General features: G+C 65.5%; 12 protein-coding genes. 7 read left to right on the top strand and 5 right to left on the bottom strand.

What is annotated here, in order from left to right; genetic code table 11:
• Positions 1–241 precede the first annotated feature (241 nt).
• The 3 genes from HZB49_RS12260 to HZB49_RS12250 all read left to right on the top strand — a co-directional run bounded on the left by HZB49_RS12260 (position 242) and on the right by HZB49_RS12250 (position 3,279).
• Positions 242–1,237, top strand: coding sequence for a hypothetical protein (locus tag HZB49_RS12260; RefSeq protein WP_291611605.1), 996 nt, complete (start codon positions 242–244; stop codon positions 1,235–1,237).
• Positions 1,238–1,388: 151 nt separating this feature from the next.
• On the top strand, positions 1,389–2,942 hold the full coding sequence (locus HZB49_RS12255) for a hypothetical protein (RefSeq protein ID WP_291611603.1): 1,554 nt from the start codon (positions 1,389–1,391) through the stop codon (positions 2,940–2,942).
• 169 nt (positions 2,943–3,111) lie between these two features.
• Entirely contained in the window at positions 3,112–3,279 is a 168-nt protein-coding gene (locus tag HZB49_RS12250; protein ID WP_291611601.1) for a hypothetical protein, read from the top strand.
• Between the two features lie 28 nt (positions 3,280–3,307).
• On the opposite strand, the gene HZB49_RS12245 is transcribed toward HZB49_RS12250, so the two are convergent.
• Together HZB49_RS12245 and putA are read right to left on the bottom strand one after the other, a co-directional pair.
• Positions 3,308–4,516, bottom strand: a complete 1,209-nt coding sequence (locus tag HZB49_RS12245) for a CoA transferase (protein ID WP_291611600.1) — start codon at positions 4,514–4,516, stop codon at positions 3,308–3,310.
• Between the two features lie 150 nt (positions 4,517–4,666).
• The gene (putA, locus tag HZB49_RS12240) at positions 4,667–7,675 is read right to left on the bottom strand and encodes a bifunctional proline dehydrogenase/L-glutamate gamma-semialdehyde dehydrogenase PutA (protein ID WP_291611598.1); all 3,009 of its coding nucleotides are present in this window, start codon (positions 7,673–7,675) and stop codon (positions 4,667–4,669) included.
• A gap of 111 nt (positions 7,676–7,786) precedes the next feature.
• Between putA and HZB49_RS12235 the strand changes: the two genes are divergently transcribed.
• From HZB49_RS12235 to HZB49_RS12225, 3 genes are all read left to right on the top strand, one after another.
• Positions 7,787–8,251 carry an Lrp/AsnC ligand binding domain-containing protein gene (locus HZB49_RS12235; RefSeq protein ID WP_291611596.1) on the top strand — a complete coding sequence of 155 codons (465 nt, stop codon included), beginning with the start codon at positions 7,787–7,789 and terminating at the stop codon, positions 8,249–8,251.
• 136 nt (positions 8,252–8,387) lie between these two features.
• Positions 8,388–9,053 carry a Spy/CpxP family protein refolding chaperone gene (locus HZB49_RS12230; protein ID WP_291611594.1) on the top strand — a complete coding sequence of 222 codons (666 nt, stop codon included), beginning with the start codon at positions 8,388–8,390 and terminating at the stop codon, positions 9,051–9,053.
• Positions 9,054–9,193: 140 nt separating this feature from the next.
• A complete protein-coding gene (locus HZB49_RS12225; RefSeq protein WP_291611592.1) occupies positions 9,194–9,844 on the top strand; it encodes a hypothetical protein in 651 nt (216 codons plus the stop codon).
• 93 nt (positions 9,845–9,937) lie between these two features.
• On the opposite strand, the gene HZB49_RS12220 is transcribed toward HZB49_RS12225, so the two are convergent.
• The 3 genes from HZB49_RS12220 to HZB49_RS12210 form a co-directional block, all read right to left on the bottom strand.
• The gene (locus tag HZB49_RS12220; RefSeq protein ID WP_291611590.1) at positions 9,938–10,138 is read right to left on the bottom strand and encodes a cold-shock protein; all 201 of its coding nucleotides are present in this window, start codon (positions 10,136–10,138) and stop codon (positions 9,938–9,940) included.
• A gap of 271 nt (positions 10,139–10,409) precedes the next feature.
• On the bottom strand, positions 10,410–10,655 hold the full coding sequence (locus tag HZB49_RS12215; RefSeq protein ID WP_291611588.1) for a hypothetical protein: 246 nt from the start codon (positions 10,653–10,655) through the stop codon (positions 10,410–10,412).
• A gap of 152 nt (positions 10,656–10,807) precedes the next feature.
• Positions 10,808–12,553: an adenylate/guanylate cyclase domain-containing protein gene (locus HZB49_RS12210; protein WP_291611586.1), complete on the bottom strand. Its 1,746-nt coding sequence runs from the start codon at positions 12,551–12,553 to the stop codon at positions 10,808–10,810.
• 184 nt (positions 12,554–12,737) lie between these two features.
• Here HZB49_RS12210 and HZB49_RS12205 point away from each other — a divergent pair, with 184 nt between their 5' ends.
• The gene (locus tag HZB49_RS12205) at positions 12,738–14,216 is read left to right on the top strand and encodes a glycosyltransferase family 39 protein (protein ID WP_291611781.1); all 1,479 of its coding nucleotides are present in this window, start codon (positions 12,738–12,740) and stop codon (positions 14,214–14,216) included.
• Positions 14,217–14,495: the final 279 nt, after the last annotated feature.

Here is a 14,495-nt window from a genome sequence, read left to right as displayed (position 1 = left end):
GGCTGGGGGGCTCCCGGGGCGGCATGTTAGTCCCGAAACGGAAGCGCGCAAATGACGCAGCTGCGAGCTTTGCCGCAGAGCAGCATAGGCCGGGCCCACGGCTTTGCCACCGTCCCCCCATCTTGCCGGCCCAAATCCGCCCCGGATGAGTTCCTTAAATTTCGGTAACGGCCCCGGCCGGTAAGGAATTGGAAACCACTGAAAGTTACCAAATGGTCAATTCATTCTGGAGACTTTTACCGTGAGCGAACAACAGCCCCAGCCGACCGGTGCAGAAACCGGTTCTGTGAGTGCCGCATCCGACGCCACGACCGGCCTCGGCCCTGAGCCGGTCTTGGTGGAGTCCCCGACCATTGCGCCCGACCAGGAGCCGACTTCTCCCAAGCCGGACGCGCCAAAGGTGGAAGCGCCGAAAGAAACGCCCAAGGCCGCAGCGCCGGAGATCGGGGTGAAGGCCGAAAAGGCGGAAGCACCGCGCGCCGGTAAGGTTCTGATCATGTCGCCGGGCGAGCGCATGTGGACCGGCGATTCCCAACCGGCGACCGAAGCAGCGCGCGGGCGCCGCGTCTCGGCGATGGCGGCGGTGGTTGCGCTGGCTGCCATTGCAGGTGCGATCGGCGGCGCGCTGGCCACTTCCGGCCTCGGCCAGGGCAACGCCACCGAAACTGCCTCCGCCCGCAACGTGGGGCTCGAAGCGGCGGTTGCCCGCATCGATTCCGACATCCTCGCGCTCAAGGCCAGCGTCGAGCAGACCGCCAGGCTCGGCGTGACCCAGTTCAACAAGACCAGCGACCGCATCGAGAAGGTCGAGAAGGCGCAACTCGAGCCCGCCACCAGGCTCGCGAGGCTTTCCGAGGAGGTTGGCAAGCTGCGCGCCGCGCAAGCCGCGGCTACCACCTCTGCAGCTGCGGCGCCGGCGCAAATGGCCGCCGCGCCAGCAGTGTCGACCGTGCCGAAGGATGTCACGGGATCGATTGCGCCGCCCGCTTCTGGCGCCGCCGCGCCGCCTCCCGCGTCCGGCACGAGCGCCAAGACCGAGGTCGCCAGGCTGCCGACGGTGGAAGGCTGGGTGCTGCGCGATGTCGGCCGTGACAGCGCGCTGATCGAGGGCCGCCGCGGCGTCTTCGAGATTTTCACCGGCGATTCCATTCCCGGCGTCGGCCGTGTCGATGCCATCCGCAAGCAGGACGGCCGCTGGGTGGTCGTCACCAGCAAGGGCCTGATCGTCTCGCGCTGATCCACTCCACAGGAGATGCGTCATGCCCGGGCTTGTCCCGGGCATCCACGTTTTGGAGACAAGAAAGACGTGGATGGCCGGGAGAAGCCCGGCCATGGCGATGACGTTCTTTTGGCTTGAATAGCTTCCAACTCGCGGTGTTAGTGGAGGCATGGTTTTCCCGCTGCGGCTGATCGTTGTCCTGCTTTGCCTGCCGTGCTGCGCCCTGCCGCTTCGCGCGGCGCCGGACAAGCCGCTGGAGCGCGGAACCGCCATCACCGACCCGCTGGCCTTGCGCGACCTCGATCGCGGCAGGTTCGGCCTCGGCCGTATCCTGCAGCCGGCCCGCGCGGCCGATGCCCCGCTCGACAATGCGCAGCTCTTCGCGATGCCCGCGATGGCTTCCGTCAGGGCCGCCATCGATGCCGAGTTCGAGCGCTATATCGCGCGCCACAACGCCGAACTTCCCGGAGAAAGCATCGGCGTCGGCGAGGCCTTTGCCTTCCAGCTGTTCGACCGCGCGCTGCTCTCCGCCGCCGAGACGCGCTTCGTGCTGGCCGGTATCGTCAACCGCATGGACCGCGCTTTCGTTGCGCCGTCGAGCTGCGGCGAAATCCGGCTGATCTACCGTCTCACGCGAACCGGCCCGGCAGGCGGCGAAACCTCATCGCGCTTGCCGATGACCCTCAACATCGTGCTCCGCGCCAAGGGTGAAACGGCGGTGGACCGCGACGGCCGGCCGGTCACCTGCGCCGCCATCGCGCAGCGCTGGCTCGCGACATCGGACCTTCCCCAGACCGGCCGCGACCTCGCCGCGAAGTTGCAGGCCAGGGATGGCCCGCTCGACCTCGTGATGCCGGAGAATATCGACCGCATCGAAATCAATCTGCAGATCGCGCATGCTCCGAAATCGCCAAGACGGGATTTCCGCACCGACTATCTCCTGAAGGTGTTCCGCCACGATGCGCAGGCGCGCGTCTTCAGGGAGGCGCCGATGGAGAACCAGATCGACCGTGCGCGGCTTCTGGCGGACCCAGCGCTGGCGCGCGAGTTCAAGGCGTGGCTGCTCGATCCCGTCCACTTCGCCGAGCTCGATCGCGGCACCATTCTGATTCCTGAGAAATTCCTCGCCAGCGCCGCCATCGCGCCGACACCGGTCGGGTTCGTGCCGTCCAGCCTGCTGCCGGAGTTCGGCCTCAGCGAAGGTGAGGGAAGCAATGCCGTCTTCAGCGAAGGCGATGTTGTCGCCGCGCTGAAGAAAGCCGCGAGCGACGGAAGGCCCTTGCAGAACATCCGTTCCTTCGGCGGCTTCCAGCGGCGGCTCAACGACATCACCTGTGCCGGATGCCACCAGACCCGCGGCATCGGCGGCTTCCATTTTCCGGGTGTCGACTGGATGGCGGCAAGGCCGTCCAATACGACCGTGGTGCCGGCCTCGCCGCATTTCTTCGGCGACCAGGTCCGCCGCCGCGATATCCTTGCCGCGCTGCGGGACGGCAAGTTGCCGGACTATTCCAGGGGTTTTGCCAGCCGGCCGCAATTGCGCGGAACGACGGGGCTTGCCGGCACCGAATACAGCGACGGCTGGGGTGCGCATTGTTACCGGCTGATGCGTGGCAACAGCGCCAATGACGCGAGTTTCCGTGGCTGGACCTGTGCAAAGGGGCTTGCCTGCCAGGTCACGGGCACGGCGCGGATGGGCATGTGCTTCGTCGGGGCGCGCTAAAGCATGATCCGGAAAAGTGTGAAGCGGTTTTCCGAAAAGATCATGCTCAAACAACAACCTAAAGCGCGATGACGATTCATCCCAATCTCATCGCGCCTTAGCTGCATTGCGGTCGGCATCATGGTTTGATGCTAGACTGCGGCCGGCAACGACAGCAGGGAACCAGCCGATGAGCACTCCCGACCTCGAGGAGAAGGCCCGCAACCGCGAGATCGCGCAGAACGAAGTGCACCGCAAGGCCATCAGCGCCGTCCGCATCAGCGGTTGGGCGATCTTCCTTGCCCTCGTGATCGCCGCGATCGTCGTCGGCCTCGGCTGGGCCTGGACGCACCGCTGACGGCGTCATTCTTCAGGCGGCAATGCGCTCAGGCCACGGTACCGGAAGCCCTGAGCTTCCTGATCGCAGCCTCGTCATAGCCGGCGTTGCGCAGGATCTCGTCGCTGTGCTCGCCGATCCCGGGCGGCTTGCGCGGCTGCACCTTCTTGCTGCCGTCGACCCAGATCGGGCTGCTGATGGTCAGCATGGTGTCGTTCTCGAACGGCACCAGCACCTCGTTCTCGATCATCTGCTTGTCGTTGGGGATGTCGTCGAGGATGCCGACCACGCCGAACACCAGGCCGTTGCCGTCGAGAATCTTGCGCCATTCCGCGAGCGGCTTTGTCGCGAACACCGCGTCGAAGATCTTCACCAGCTCCAGCGAATTGGCGTGACGGTCCTTCTTGTGGGTAAAGCGCGGATCGCCGATGAGGTCCTCGCGGCCGAGGCACTTGGCGAGCGTCGGCCACTGCCGGTCCTCGTTGAGCAGCGACAGGATCAGCCAGCGGCCGTCCTGACACTGGTAGTGGTTGGTCACCGCGTTGAGCGCGTTCTCGCGCGTCCGCCGCGGCAGGAATTTTGCGCCGACGAGCTTGGCCTGCGCCAGCACGGAGGCCGCCCACACGCCGTTGGCCATCAGGTTGGACGAGACATGCGAGCCCTTGCCGGTGCGCTCGCGCTTGTACAGCGCGGTGACGATCGCACCATAGAACGCCATGGCGCAGGGATGGTCGCCCATGCCGGCGACCGAGCGCGCTGGCGTCGTATGCTCGTCGGCGCGCACGAGGTCCATCAGGCCGGAGCGCGCCCAATAGGCGTTGCTGTCGAAGCCCGGCTTGTTGGCTTCCTCGCCCTTCTCGCCATAGCCGGTGAAGGAAGCATAGATCAGCCGCTCGTTGGTCGGCGCCAGGTGATCGTAGGTGATGCCGAGCTTCTGGCGCACCTGCGGCGGCATGTTGGTGATGAAGACGTCGGCTTCGGCGGCGAGCTTGTGCAGCACCGCCTGACCCTCGGGCCTGCTGAGGTCGAGCGCGATGCTCTTCTTGTTGCGCGCCTCCAGCAGCCACGCAAAATTATGCTCGCTGTGGGGATAGCCCGGCAGATTGGGAAGATTGCGATAGGGATCGCCCGCGCCGGGCGGCTCGATCTTGATGACGTCGGCGCCGAAATCCGACAGCACGGTCGCGGCCGCAGGAGCTGCGATGAAACTCGCGCAGTCCAGCACCTTCAGCCCCTCGAAAATGCCCTTTTCTTCCATGGTGGCGTCGCTCCCCTGGCGCTTTCGCTTTTGTTGGCGGCGAAATACCACCGCAGCCGAACTGGTCCCGGAAGCCATTTGAACCATCTTGGGCTGATGATGCAACGCCCGGCGGAGTCATGGGGCGATGCGTAAGCGGTGCATCGGCTGTTATTCCCCGCCTGCGAGCAAGGCGGCATTGCCGCCGGCGGCGGCCGTATTGACGGTCACCGTCTGTTCGGTGGCAAACCGCGCCAGGTAATGCGGCCCGCCGGCCTTGGGCCCGGTTCCGGACAGGCCGAAGCCGCCGAACGGCTGCACGCCGACCACGGCGCCGATCATGTTGCGATTGACATAGATGTTGCCGACCTGCAGCCGCGCGACGATGTCGTCCACGCTGTCGTCGATCCGTGAATGAATGCCGAGCGTCAGTCCGTAGCCGGTGCGCTCGATCGACTGCAGCACACCCTCCAGCGCCTCGGCGCGGTAACGCACCACATGCAGGATCGGGCCGAACACTTCTTCGGTGAGTTGGTTCGCATCCGTCAGTTCGAAGATGTGCGGCGCGACGAAGTTCCCCGCCGGCGCCTCGCCGGCAAAATGCACGCGCGCCTCCTTCTTCATGCGTGCGATGTGCGCATCCAGCTTCTGCCTGGCCTCCGCATCGATCACCGGCCCGACATGAGTTGCGGGATCGGCGGGGTCGCCGAGCTTCAGCTCGCGCGCGGCGCCCGCGATCATCTCGATCGTGCGGTCGGCGACGTCGTCCTGCACGAACAGCAGCCGCAGCGCCGAGCAGCGCTGGCCGGCAGAGCGGAACGCCGAGGTAACGACGTCGTCGGCGACCTGCTCGGGCAGTGCGGTGGCGTCGACGATCATTGCATTGATGCCGCCGGTCTCCGCGATCAGCGGCACGATCGGCCCGTCCTTGGCGGCGAGCGTGCGGTTGATGGCGCGTGCGACCTCGGTCGAGCCGGTGAAGACGACGCCGGCAATCGCCGGATGCGCCACCAGCACAGCACCAATCCTGCCGTCGCCCTGCACCAGATGCAGCGCAGAATCCGGCACGCCGGCTTCGTGCAACAGCTTCACGGCTTCCGCCGCGATCAGCGGCGTCTGTTCCGCAGGCTTCGCCACCACGGCATTGCCCGCCATCAGCGCCGCCGTCACCTGGCCCAGAAAGATCGCCAGCGGAAAATTCCAGGGCGAGATCGCCGCGAAAACACCCCGGCCGCGCAGGCGCAGCAGGTTGCTCTCTCCGGTCGGGCCCGGCATTGGCTCGCTATGGCCGAACAGCTTTCGCCCCTGCGCGGCGTAGTAGCGGCAGAAGTCGATCGCCTCGCGAACCTCGGAAACGCAATCGTCGAGCGTCTTGCCGCCCTCGGATTGCAGCAGCGCGATGAAGCGTGCATTGCGTTGCTCGAGAAGATCGGCGGCGCGCTCCAGCATCTCCGCGCGCCGCGAGGCGGAGGTCGTGCTCCAGCTCTGAAATCCCGCACGAGCGGCGACAACTGCCGCGTCTGCCTGCGCCGGTGTCGCCGTGGCAACGGTCCTGTTCGGCGAACGCTCCGCCGCAATATCGGCAATCAGCCTTCCCAGCGCCGCGCGCTCGCCGAATTCGATGCCGCGCGAATTCCTGCGCAACGGCTGATAGAGATCGGCCGGCGGCGCGATGTCGGCATGGCAGGCGCGGTTCGCGGCGCCGATGAGGCCAGCCGGCCGGCGCAGCAGCGTTTCGACCGGCACGGATTGATCCGATGCCTGCGCCACGAAGGACGAGTTGGCGCCGTTCTCCAGCAGCCGCCGCACCAGATAGGCGAGGAGATCGCGATGGCTGCCGACCGGCGCATAGGTTCGGCAGGCAATCCCGGGACCGTCCTCGCTCAATTGCGCGTAGAGCGCTTCACCCATGCCATGCAGCCGCTGGAACTCGTAATCGCCGCCATCGCCAGCAAGCTCCAGGATGGTCGCGACCGTCAGCGCATTGTGGGTGGCGAATTGCGGGAAGATGCGCGGCCGCAAGGCGAGCAGTTTCTGCGCGCAGGCGACGTAGTTCAGGTCGGTCATCGCCTTGCGGGTGAACACGGGATAGCCGTCGAGACCGCGCTCCTGCGCGCGCTTGATCTCGGTGTCCCAATAGGCGCCCTTCACCAGCCGCAGCATCATGCGCCGGTCGCGCCGGTGCACGATTTCGTTGACGTAATCGATCACGTCGCCGGCGCGTTTCTGATAGGCTTGGATCGCGAGCCCGAAGCCGTTCCAGCCGGTAAGCGTGGGATCGGCAAACGCCGCCGCAATCACGTCGAGCGACAGTTCCAGCCGGTCGGCTTCCTCGGCATCGACGGTGAAGTTCAGATCGAACGACTGGGCGCGGCGGGCAAGGTCGGTCAGCCGCGGCACCAGTTCGTTCATCACGCGCGCCCGCGACACCGCCTCGAAACGCGGATGCAGGGCTGAGAGTTTCACGGAGATGCCCGGCCGGGCGGGCAGGGGATTTGCGCCGGCCGTGCGGCCGATCGCCTCGATCGCGCTTGCATAAGCGTCGAAATAGCGCGCGGCGTCTTCCGCCGTGCGCGCGCCTTCGCCGAGCATGTCGAAGGAGTAACGCGACGGGTGCGCAGTGCGCGGCCGCGCCCGTTCTAGCGCCGCCTCGATGGTCTCGCCGAGCACGAAATGGCTGCCCATCAGTCGCATCGCCTGCCGCGTCGCCGCGCGCACCGCGGGCGCACCGAGCCGCTTTGTCAGGCGGCCGAGTGTGCCTTGCGGAGTTTCCCCCGGCTGGATCACCCGTGCGGAGACACCGAGCGCCCAAGCCGACGCATTGACCAGGAACGCGCTCGACCTGGTCTCGTGGTGGATGAAGTCACCCTGCGCCAGCTTGTCCTCGATGAACTGGTCCGCCGTGCGCGCATCCGGTACGCGCAGCAGCGCTTCGGCGAGCACCATCAGCGCGAGACCTTCCCTGGTCGACAGCGCGAACTCGCGCAGCATGTCCTCGACACCGCCGAGCGCATCGTCATTGGCGCGGATCGCCCCGATCAGCCGCCGCGCCGTCGCGTCGATCCGCGCTTCCTGTGTTGCACTCAGCTTCGCGGCGCCCAGCAGGTCTGAAGCGATGGCAACATCGTCGGGCGCATAGGGCGCGCTGAAGGGCGGAAGCGGTGATGGTTCAGTTGACATGGCGTTTCCCGGGCGGATGCCTCCAGATATCGCCGGCGTTGCCGGAATTATATAGACAATTTTGTCATTCTTCCTTAGGAAATGAAGTAGATTGGACATTTTACCGGAAGAATGACAGATATCGACAAGATTGACCGCAAAATCCTCTCAATTCTTCAAGGGGATGGCCGTATCGCCAATGTCGAGCTGGCCGAGCGCATCGGCCTGTCACCGACTTCGATCGGCGAGCGGCTGAAGCGGCTGCAACGGGACGGGTTCATTGAGGGGTATGGCGCGCGGCTCAATCCGCACCGCCTCGGCCTCGGTCTGCTCGTGTTCGTCGAGGTGCTGCTCGACAAGACCACGCCCGATGTGTTCGAGCGCTTTGCCCGCGCCGTGCAGAACGCACCCGAAGTGCTGGAGTGTCACATGGTCGCCGGCGGTTTCGATTACCTGGTGAAGGTCCGTCTCCCCGACATGGCGGCCTACCGGAAATTCCTCGGTGAGCGCCTGCTGGCGCTGCCGGGCGTCAAGGAAACACGCACCTACGCCGTGATGGAAGAGGTCAAGCGCGACGCGCCGCTGCCGGTGGGATAGGTGTCGATGCTGATGCCGGAGGGAACCAGGCCGGGCATGCCTTGCGACCCCCTGTCCCGATTTCCGGTTGATTTGTCTCAAGCCCCTCCAGGGTGAAACCGGCAATGTGGTGGAGTCCCTGATGGAGGAGACTCCCATGAAGCGTCTGGCATTGGCAGCGTTGCTTCTCGCGACGGCGAGTTCCCCGTCGTTCGCGCAAACGGCCGATCATGATCATAGCCACGGCCAGAAGGAAGCGCCGGCCGCGCAGCAACCGGCGCAGCCCGGGGGCCAGTCCGGCATGGGCGGCTCATCCGGTATGCAGGGCATGAAGGGTGGCGGAGGCATGATGAAAAGCATGGGCGGCAAGATGCCCATGATGGACATGATGCAGAAGATGGGAATGATGCAGCAAGCGGGTGGCGGCATGGGCATGGCCACCATCGATCATGTCGAGGGCCGGATCGCGTTCCTGCGGGCCGAGCTCAAGATCACCGACGCGCAAAATGCCGCGTGGAATGCATTTGCCGATGCGCTGCGCGCCAACGCCAGGAGCCTCGGCGAAGTGCGCTCCTCGATCGTGTCCGGGATGGCCGGCGCGGCGCAGCCGAGCCTGGTCGACCGCTTTGCCCTGCAGGAGAAATGGCTGGCTGCACGGCTCGAGGGAACCAGAGCGATCAAGGCGGCGCTGGGCAATCTGATCGGCGCCCTGTCCGACGACCAGAAGAAGTCGGCCGATGAATTGCTGGCGCCTCACATGGGCATGATGTCGATGATGCAGCCGGGACAGACGGGTCCGGGCGCGATGCAGCCCGGGCGGTGACGCCGGCGCGTTTTCAGCCGGGAAGATTCCAGGGCTGGAAAATCTGCCGCGCGAGCGGGTTCCGCGTTGGCAGCAACGGCCGGCTGCGCTAATTCTGCGGCGGGTTCTCAACGGGGCAGTGCGGGGCCGTGAGAGACACCATGCGATCGAAGCGCGTGTGCCGACTGCAGCCGGCAATGCGGATGGCTGCGCTGGCGATCATCACTGCCGCATCCGCTGCGCCTGGCCTCGCCGGACCGATCCAGATGAGCCGGGCCGTCGCCGACCTCTATTCCAGCGTCTCGATCTATCCGCCCTCGGCGACCTCGATGACCGTCTGCTACGGCTTCGTCTGCCGCCGCCGCCATATCCTTCAGTTCACCGCAGGCGACCGCGGGGCGCTGACCGGGATTCTCAATGCCGGCCACGCCAGCGCCGCCGCCGAGCGCGCGGCGGCGCAGAGGGCGGTGGTCTGGTTCGACCGCCGCATGGGCCCGATCCTCGGCACCAACAGGCGCGTGGCGAAGGCGGATTTCCGTTTCCGCGACGATGCGCACAATTACGATTGCTGGGACACCACCCGCAACACGACGAGCCTGTTGCTGGTGCTTCGGGAATGGGGGCTGTTGAAGTTCCACACCGTCGGCGATCCCAAGTATCGCGGCAACGCGCTGGTGCTGCAGACGCCGCACAACACCGCAGTGCTGGTCGATCGCGCCACCAAGGTGGAATGGGTCGTCGATCCCTGGACGCGCGGCTATCTGCAGCCGCCTGACGTCATGACCGTCGCCAAATGGGTTAAGGAGGATTAGGCGGCCGGATGGAATCATCCGGTCGCATTTGCTCGGTTCGAAATAGGGCTCGAAGACGGCAAGCCAAAAGGCTTGCCGTGGCGCGTGGAGACGCTAGACCTTGAGGTTCTCAGCCGAGGTTTTGCCGCGATTGGCCACCTCTTCGTACTCCACCGTCTGACCTTCGTTGAGGCTCGTCAATCCGGCTTTTTGAACCGCCGAAATGTGAACAAAAATGTCCTTGCCGCCCGTTGCTGGCTGGATAAATCCATACCCCTTGGTTGGATTGAACCACTTGACCGTACCTTTAGGCATTCACGTCGTCTCCGCGGAATCGACAAAATAAAGCGAACCCCCAGTCCCCGCACTCACCGGCCGGTCCGCAAGGCACAGAATACGCGGGTTGTGGCCGGCTTGGTAGCGCAAATGGTGTCGCGCTTTCCGCCAAAATTGCCCGCTTATGCCGCACAAACCGGACTTTTCGCGGAATTTGCGGCAATTTAAGTTCAAACTTTTGTCGAATCCGCAGCAGTCCCCCGGCGGCGCGGGCGGCCGGGGGCTCTCGGACCGAAAAGCTGCGTTTCGATCAGTAGACGCAGACGTTGACGGTGCGCAGGCGGTAGCCGAACGGCGTCAGCACTAGGCGCTGCCGGTAGCAGCCGGCATAGCCGGCGTCGATGAAGCCGATGCCGAAGCCGGGATGCCAGTGATGGTGATGGAAGTGCGGATTCGGATTCCAGATCAGCGGCGAGGCGGAAGCCGCGGTCGGGGAGAGCGCCATCACGCCCAGCGAGGCGGCGGCAACGAGGGCGAGGGTCACTTTGCGAAACATGTCTTGCTCCTTTGGCTTGCGCGATAGCGCGGGTTTCAATTCACCCCTTGCTGATCGGTCGCAGGCTCGGAGAACGCGGTTCGAGGAACGCGCATTACGTTTTGCCCAGCTTGCTGAAGAAATCTTCAGATGCTGCGGCGCGCATGGTTAATTCAGGCCGCGACGACCTCGACATCGGCGACCAGCGCCGACAATGTCCGCGCGTCCGTGACCGAGCGCACGATCATCGGTTCGTTGCGGCCGCGGATCGTCATTTCCTGCTGCGGCAAGGCGTCCGCTGCAAGGCCGGCAGTGGCGCGCACCTCGTCGGACAGGACGACCTCGCAGGAAAGCGCCTTGGTCATGTCCTGCAGCCGGGCGGCTACGTTGACGGGATCGCCGAGCGCGGTGAACACCATGTGATCGCGATAGCCGATGTCGCCGACGATCACCTCGCCACCATGGATGCCGATGCCGAAACGGATCGGCTCGCGCAAATCGTGGCTGAGGAACTTGTTCAGCTCGTCGACATTGGCGGCGATCATAGCCGCGGCCCGCAGCGCCTGGCGGCAGGCCTCGCGCCGGCTGACCGACAGGCCGAACAGCGCCAGCATGCCGTCGCCGACGAACTGGTTCGGCCGGCCGCCGCTTTCCAGCACCGCTTGCGACACCGCGCCGAGGAAACGGTTGACGATGAACACGGTGTCGAACGGCAGGCGTTTCTCCGCCATCTTGGTCGAACCCCGCATGTCCACGAACATGCTGATGAGATAGCGCTCCTGGCCGATCCGCGTCGGATTGCCGTCGTGCCCGTCGGCGGAGACCGTGTGCGGCAGGAACAGCTGGAAGAAGGAGAGATCGGCGTTCGGGCGCAGCTGGCAGGCCAGACGGATCGAGGGATCGTCGGTGCCGACCCGGTGCAGCACGAACGCCTCGCGCTGCGACGGCTCGGGCAGGGCGCTGCAATCGCCGATGATGCGGATGCGGCAGGTCGAGCAGCGCGCCCTCCCGCCGCAGACGGAAGCATGCGGCACGCTGTTGCGCAGGCTCGCTTCGAGCACGGTCAGTCCCTTCGGCACCCGCACCGAGCGGCCGTTACCATAGGAGAGGCTGATCATGCCGCCGCGCCGCTCGTGAAGGGCGCGCGCGCCCCGCGCCAGCAGCGCGAGCCCGATCAGGCCGAGATAGATGATCAGCGAATATTCGACCGCGAGGTCGATCGTGTCGTGCTGCTGCTTGGTGCCGACCTTGTCCCGCGACAGGTTTTCGGCCCGCCATTCGACGCTGTCATTGTCGGCGACGCCGCGCCCGCCCTGGTAGACGCCGAGCATGGCGAGCGCGGGCAGCAGCACGGCTGCGGCAAACAGCAACGGCGCGGCGCGCGTGTAGAACGGCTTCATCCGCAGCCACATATGCAGGCCGATGCAGCCATGGCTCCACGCAGCCAGGATCGCGGCAACCATGCTCCAGATGCGCCATGCCGGCCAGGAGACGAAATAGGCAAACAGGACCTGCGGGTAGAGGATCTCGGTGCCGTACAGCGTGTAGGCGAGCCTCACGCCGAGCACGTGGGTGATGACCAGCACCGGAATAGTCAGGCCGAGCGCGAGCTGCAGCAGCTCCATCGTCTTCCAGCGGAATTGCCGGCGCTCGTACAGCGCCCAGATGCCGAGCGAGGCGTGCACGATGCAGGCGGCGTAGAAGAGAACCGATACCGGAAGGAATTGCCAGAACGCGATGTGCCAGCCCACCCCGTCCGCCATCGCTTCCAGCGAGACATTGCCGAGCGCATGGTTGAGGAAATGGCTGACCAGATAGGCAAACAGGATGACGCCGCTGGCGAGGCGGACCTGCCGCAGCCCGATGCCGCGTGCCAACGTCCTGATCTGCTCCGATGAAGATGCCGCCGTGCCGTCCATGCGGCAAATCTTAGGGTCTATTGCGCGGCAATTGAAGCCCTGCTTCACAACTCCGGCGCCTTGACACCCCCCGGGGAGTCGAGGAGAAAGCGCCGTGACGACAACCCCGCCCGATCGTTTGAGCACCCTTGCGCAGCGTGCCGCGCAGTGGCCATGGCTTGCCGTCGTTGCGCTGATCGCGGCGATGACGGCAATGCGGATCGTCTACGCCGGCGTGCTCGATCTGCGCACGGACGAGGCCTATTACTGGACCTGGTCGAAGGAGAGCGCGCTCTCTTTCCTCGATCATCCGCCCATGATCGCCTGGTTCATCCGCTTCGGCACCGCCATTTTCGGCGATACCGCGCTTGGCGTCCGCTTCGCCGGCATCGTGGCGATGCTGGTGACCCAGCTTTTGCTCGCCGACATCGTCCGCCGCGTCGTCGGCGATTTCCGCGCCGTCGTGTTCGCGCTGCTGATGCCGGAGGCCGCGCTGTATTACGGGCTGTTGATGGCCAAGGTCGCGCCGGACACCGCGCTGATCCCGTTTGCGGTCGCCATGCTGTGGTCGCTGGTGCGGCTCAACGAAAGCGGCGACTCGCGCTGGTGGCTCGCGGCCGGGCTGTTCGCTGGGCTGGCGCTGCTCTCCAAGTTCACCGCCATCATGCTGCTGCCGGCGGTGGCAGCCTTCATGCTGGTGCCGGACTGGCGTTGGCGCTGGCTGCGCAGCCCTTGGCCCTGGACGGCGGCGCTGATTGCGCTCGCCCTCTTCTCGCCGGTCCTGGTCTGGAACTACCAGCACGACTGGGCTTCCTTCCGCTTCCAGTTCGTGCGCGCGGTCGCCACCCATCCGCTGTCGTTGCGCACCGTCGGCGAGTACTTCGGCCTGCAGCTAGGCCTTGTCGGCTTCGTGCTGCTGCCCGTGGTGATCTCGGGCGTGGCGCTGACGGCATGGCGCGGCTTTCGCAACCGCGAGCCGGTCGCCATCCTGCTCTCCACCGCCGTGATCGTGCCGTTCGGCTATTTCTTCTGGAAATCGCTGACGCTGCGCGTCGGCGACACCTGGCCGATGTTCCTGTGGCCCGCCGGCTTTGCCGCCACCGCGATCAACGCCACGATGCTGTCGCGCGAAGGATTTCCGGAGTGGATGGTGAAGTCCACCTTTGGCTGGATCCGCACCGCCATCATTGCCGGCATCCCCTTCGTGGTCGGGGTGTTCCTCTATTATGTGGCGGCACCCTGGAACCTGATCGGCCGCACCGATCCGGTCGGCGGCGAGGCCGGCTACGAGCAGGTCGTCGCACGTGCGCGGGATCAGTTGAAGAAGACCGGCGCGAGCTGGATCGCGACCACCGACTATCGCACCTATGCGATGCTGCGCTGGCATTTCAACGGTCAGGTGCCGGTGATCCAGATCAACGAGCGCAGTCGTTTCCAGGGGTTTGCCGATCCCGGCATGGACTGGATCAAGGGCCACACCGGCCTCTATGTTGCGCGCGAGCCCGACAACGGATCGCCGGTGTGGAACGAGACCACCGCACTACGCACGCCGCTCGAGCGCGTCGAGCGCAGCTGGCGCGGCGTGGTGATGGACACCTACGCGCTGGAAAAACTCACCGGCTGGACACCGCAGCTTTCGCCGCCGCCGGATTCACCCTTCTTCCGCTGGCGCGTGCTGGCTTGAGCTCTCGTTACCTTCTCCCCTTGTGGGAGAAGGTGGCTCGCATCGAAGATGCGAGCCGGATGAGAGGTCGCTATCCACGGGCAGAGTGTTTGTGGAGACGACCCCTCACCCAAATGCGTTTGACGTGCCTGCGTCGCTGCCCTCTCCCACAAGGGGCCTGTTGCGTAATTCGGCGATTGTGATTCTCTGAGACGTGGCCTTGGGAGATCGCGATGGCAGTGAAGCAGACCGGACAACCGAGCTTTATGGAAGTGCTATTGCCGAAGGGGGCGGGGGCCA

This window comes from Bradyrhizobium sp. (genome assembly GCF_016219575.1).
In the GTDB taxonomy this organism is placed as follows: Bacteria; Pseudomonadota; Alphaproteobacteria; order Rhizobiales; family Xanthobacteraceae; genus Bradyrhizobium.
This window is presented reverse-complemented; position numbering and strand designations above follow the sequence as displayed.

What these genes read in the sequence shown, in the direction of transcription:
- HZB49_RS12255 (WP_291611603.1), top strand. Translation starts at nt 1,389, where the DNA reads ATGGTTTTCCCGCTGCGGCTGATCGTTGTCCTGCTTTGCCTGCCGTGC.
- HZB49_RS12250 (WP_291611601.1), top strand. Translation starts at nt 3,112, where the DNA reads ATGAGCACTCCCGACCTCGAGGAGAAGGCCCGCAACCGCGAGATCGCG.
- HZB49_RS12245 (WP_291611600.1), bottom strand. Translation starts at nt 4,516, where the DNA reads ATGGAAGAAAAGGGCATTTTCGAGGGGCTGAAGGTGCTGGACTGCGCG.
- putA (WP_291611598.1), bottom strand. Translation starts at nt 7,675, where the DNA reads ATGTCAACTGAACCATCACCGCTTCCGCCCTTCAGCGCGCCCTATGCG.
- HZB49_RS12235 (WP_291611596.1), top strand. Translation starts at nt 7,787, where the DNA reads ATGACAGATATCGACAAGATTGACCGCAAAATCCTCTCAATTCTTCAA.
- HZB49_RS12230 (WP_291611594.1), top strand. Translation starts at nt 8,388, where the DNA reads ATGAAGCGTCTGGCATTGGCAGCGTTGCTTCTCGCGACGGCGAGTTCC.
- HZB49_RS12225 (WP_291611592.1), top strand. Translation starts at nt 9,194, where the DNA reads ATGCGATCGAAGCGCGTGTGCCGACTGCAGCCGGCAATGCGGATGGCT.
- HZB49_RS12220 (WP_291611590.1), bottom strand. Translation starts at nt 10,138, where the DNA reads ATGCCTAAAGGTACGGTCAAGTGGTTCAATCCAACCAAGGGGTATGGA.
- HZB49_RS12215 (WP_291611588.1), bottom strand. Translation starts at nt 10,655, where the DNA reads ATGTTTCGCAAAGTGACCCTCGCCCTCGTTGCCGCCGCCTCGCTGGGC.
- HZB49_RS12210 (WP_291611586.1), bottom strand. Translation starts at nt 12,553, where the DNA reads ATGGACGGCACGGCGGCATCTTCATCGGAGCAGATCAGGACGTTGGCA.
- HZB49_RS12205 (WP_291611781.1), top strand. Translation starts at nt 12,738, where the DNA reads ATGACGGCAATGCGGATCGTCTACGCCGGCGTGCTCGATCTGCGCACG.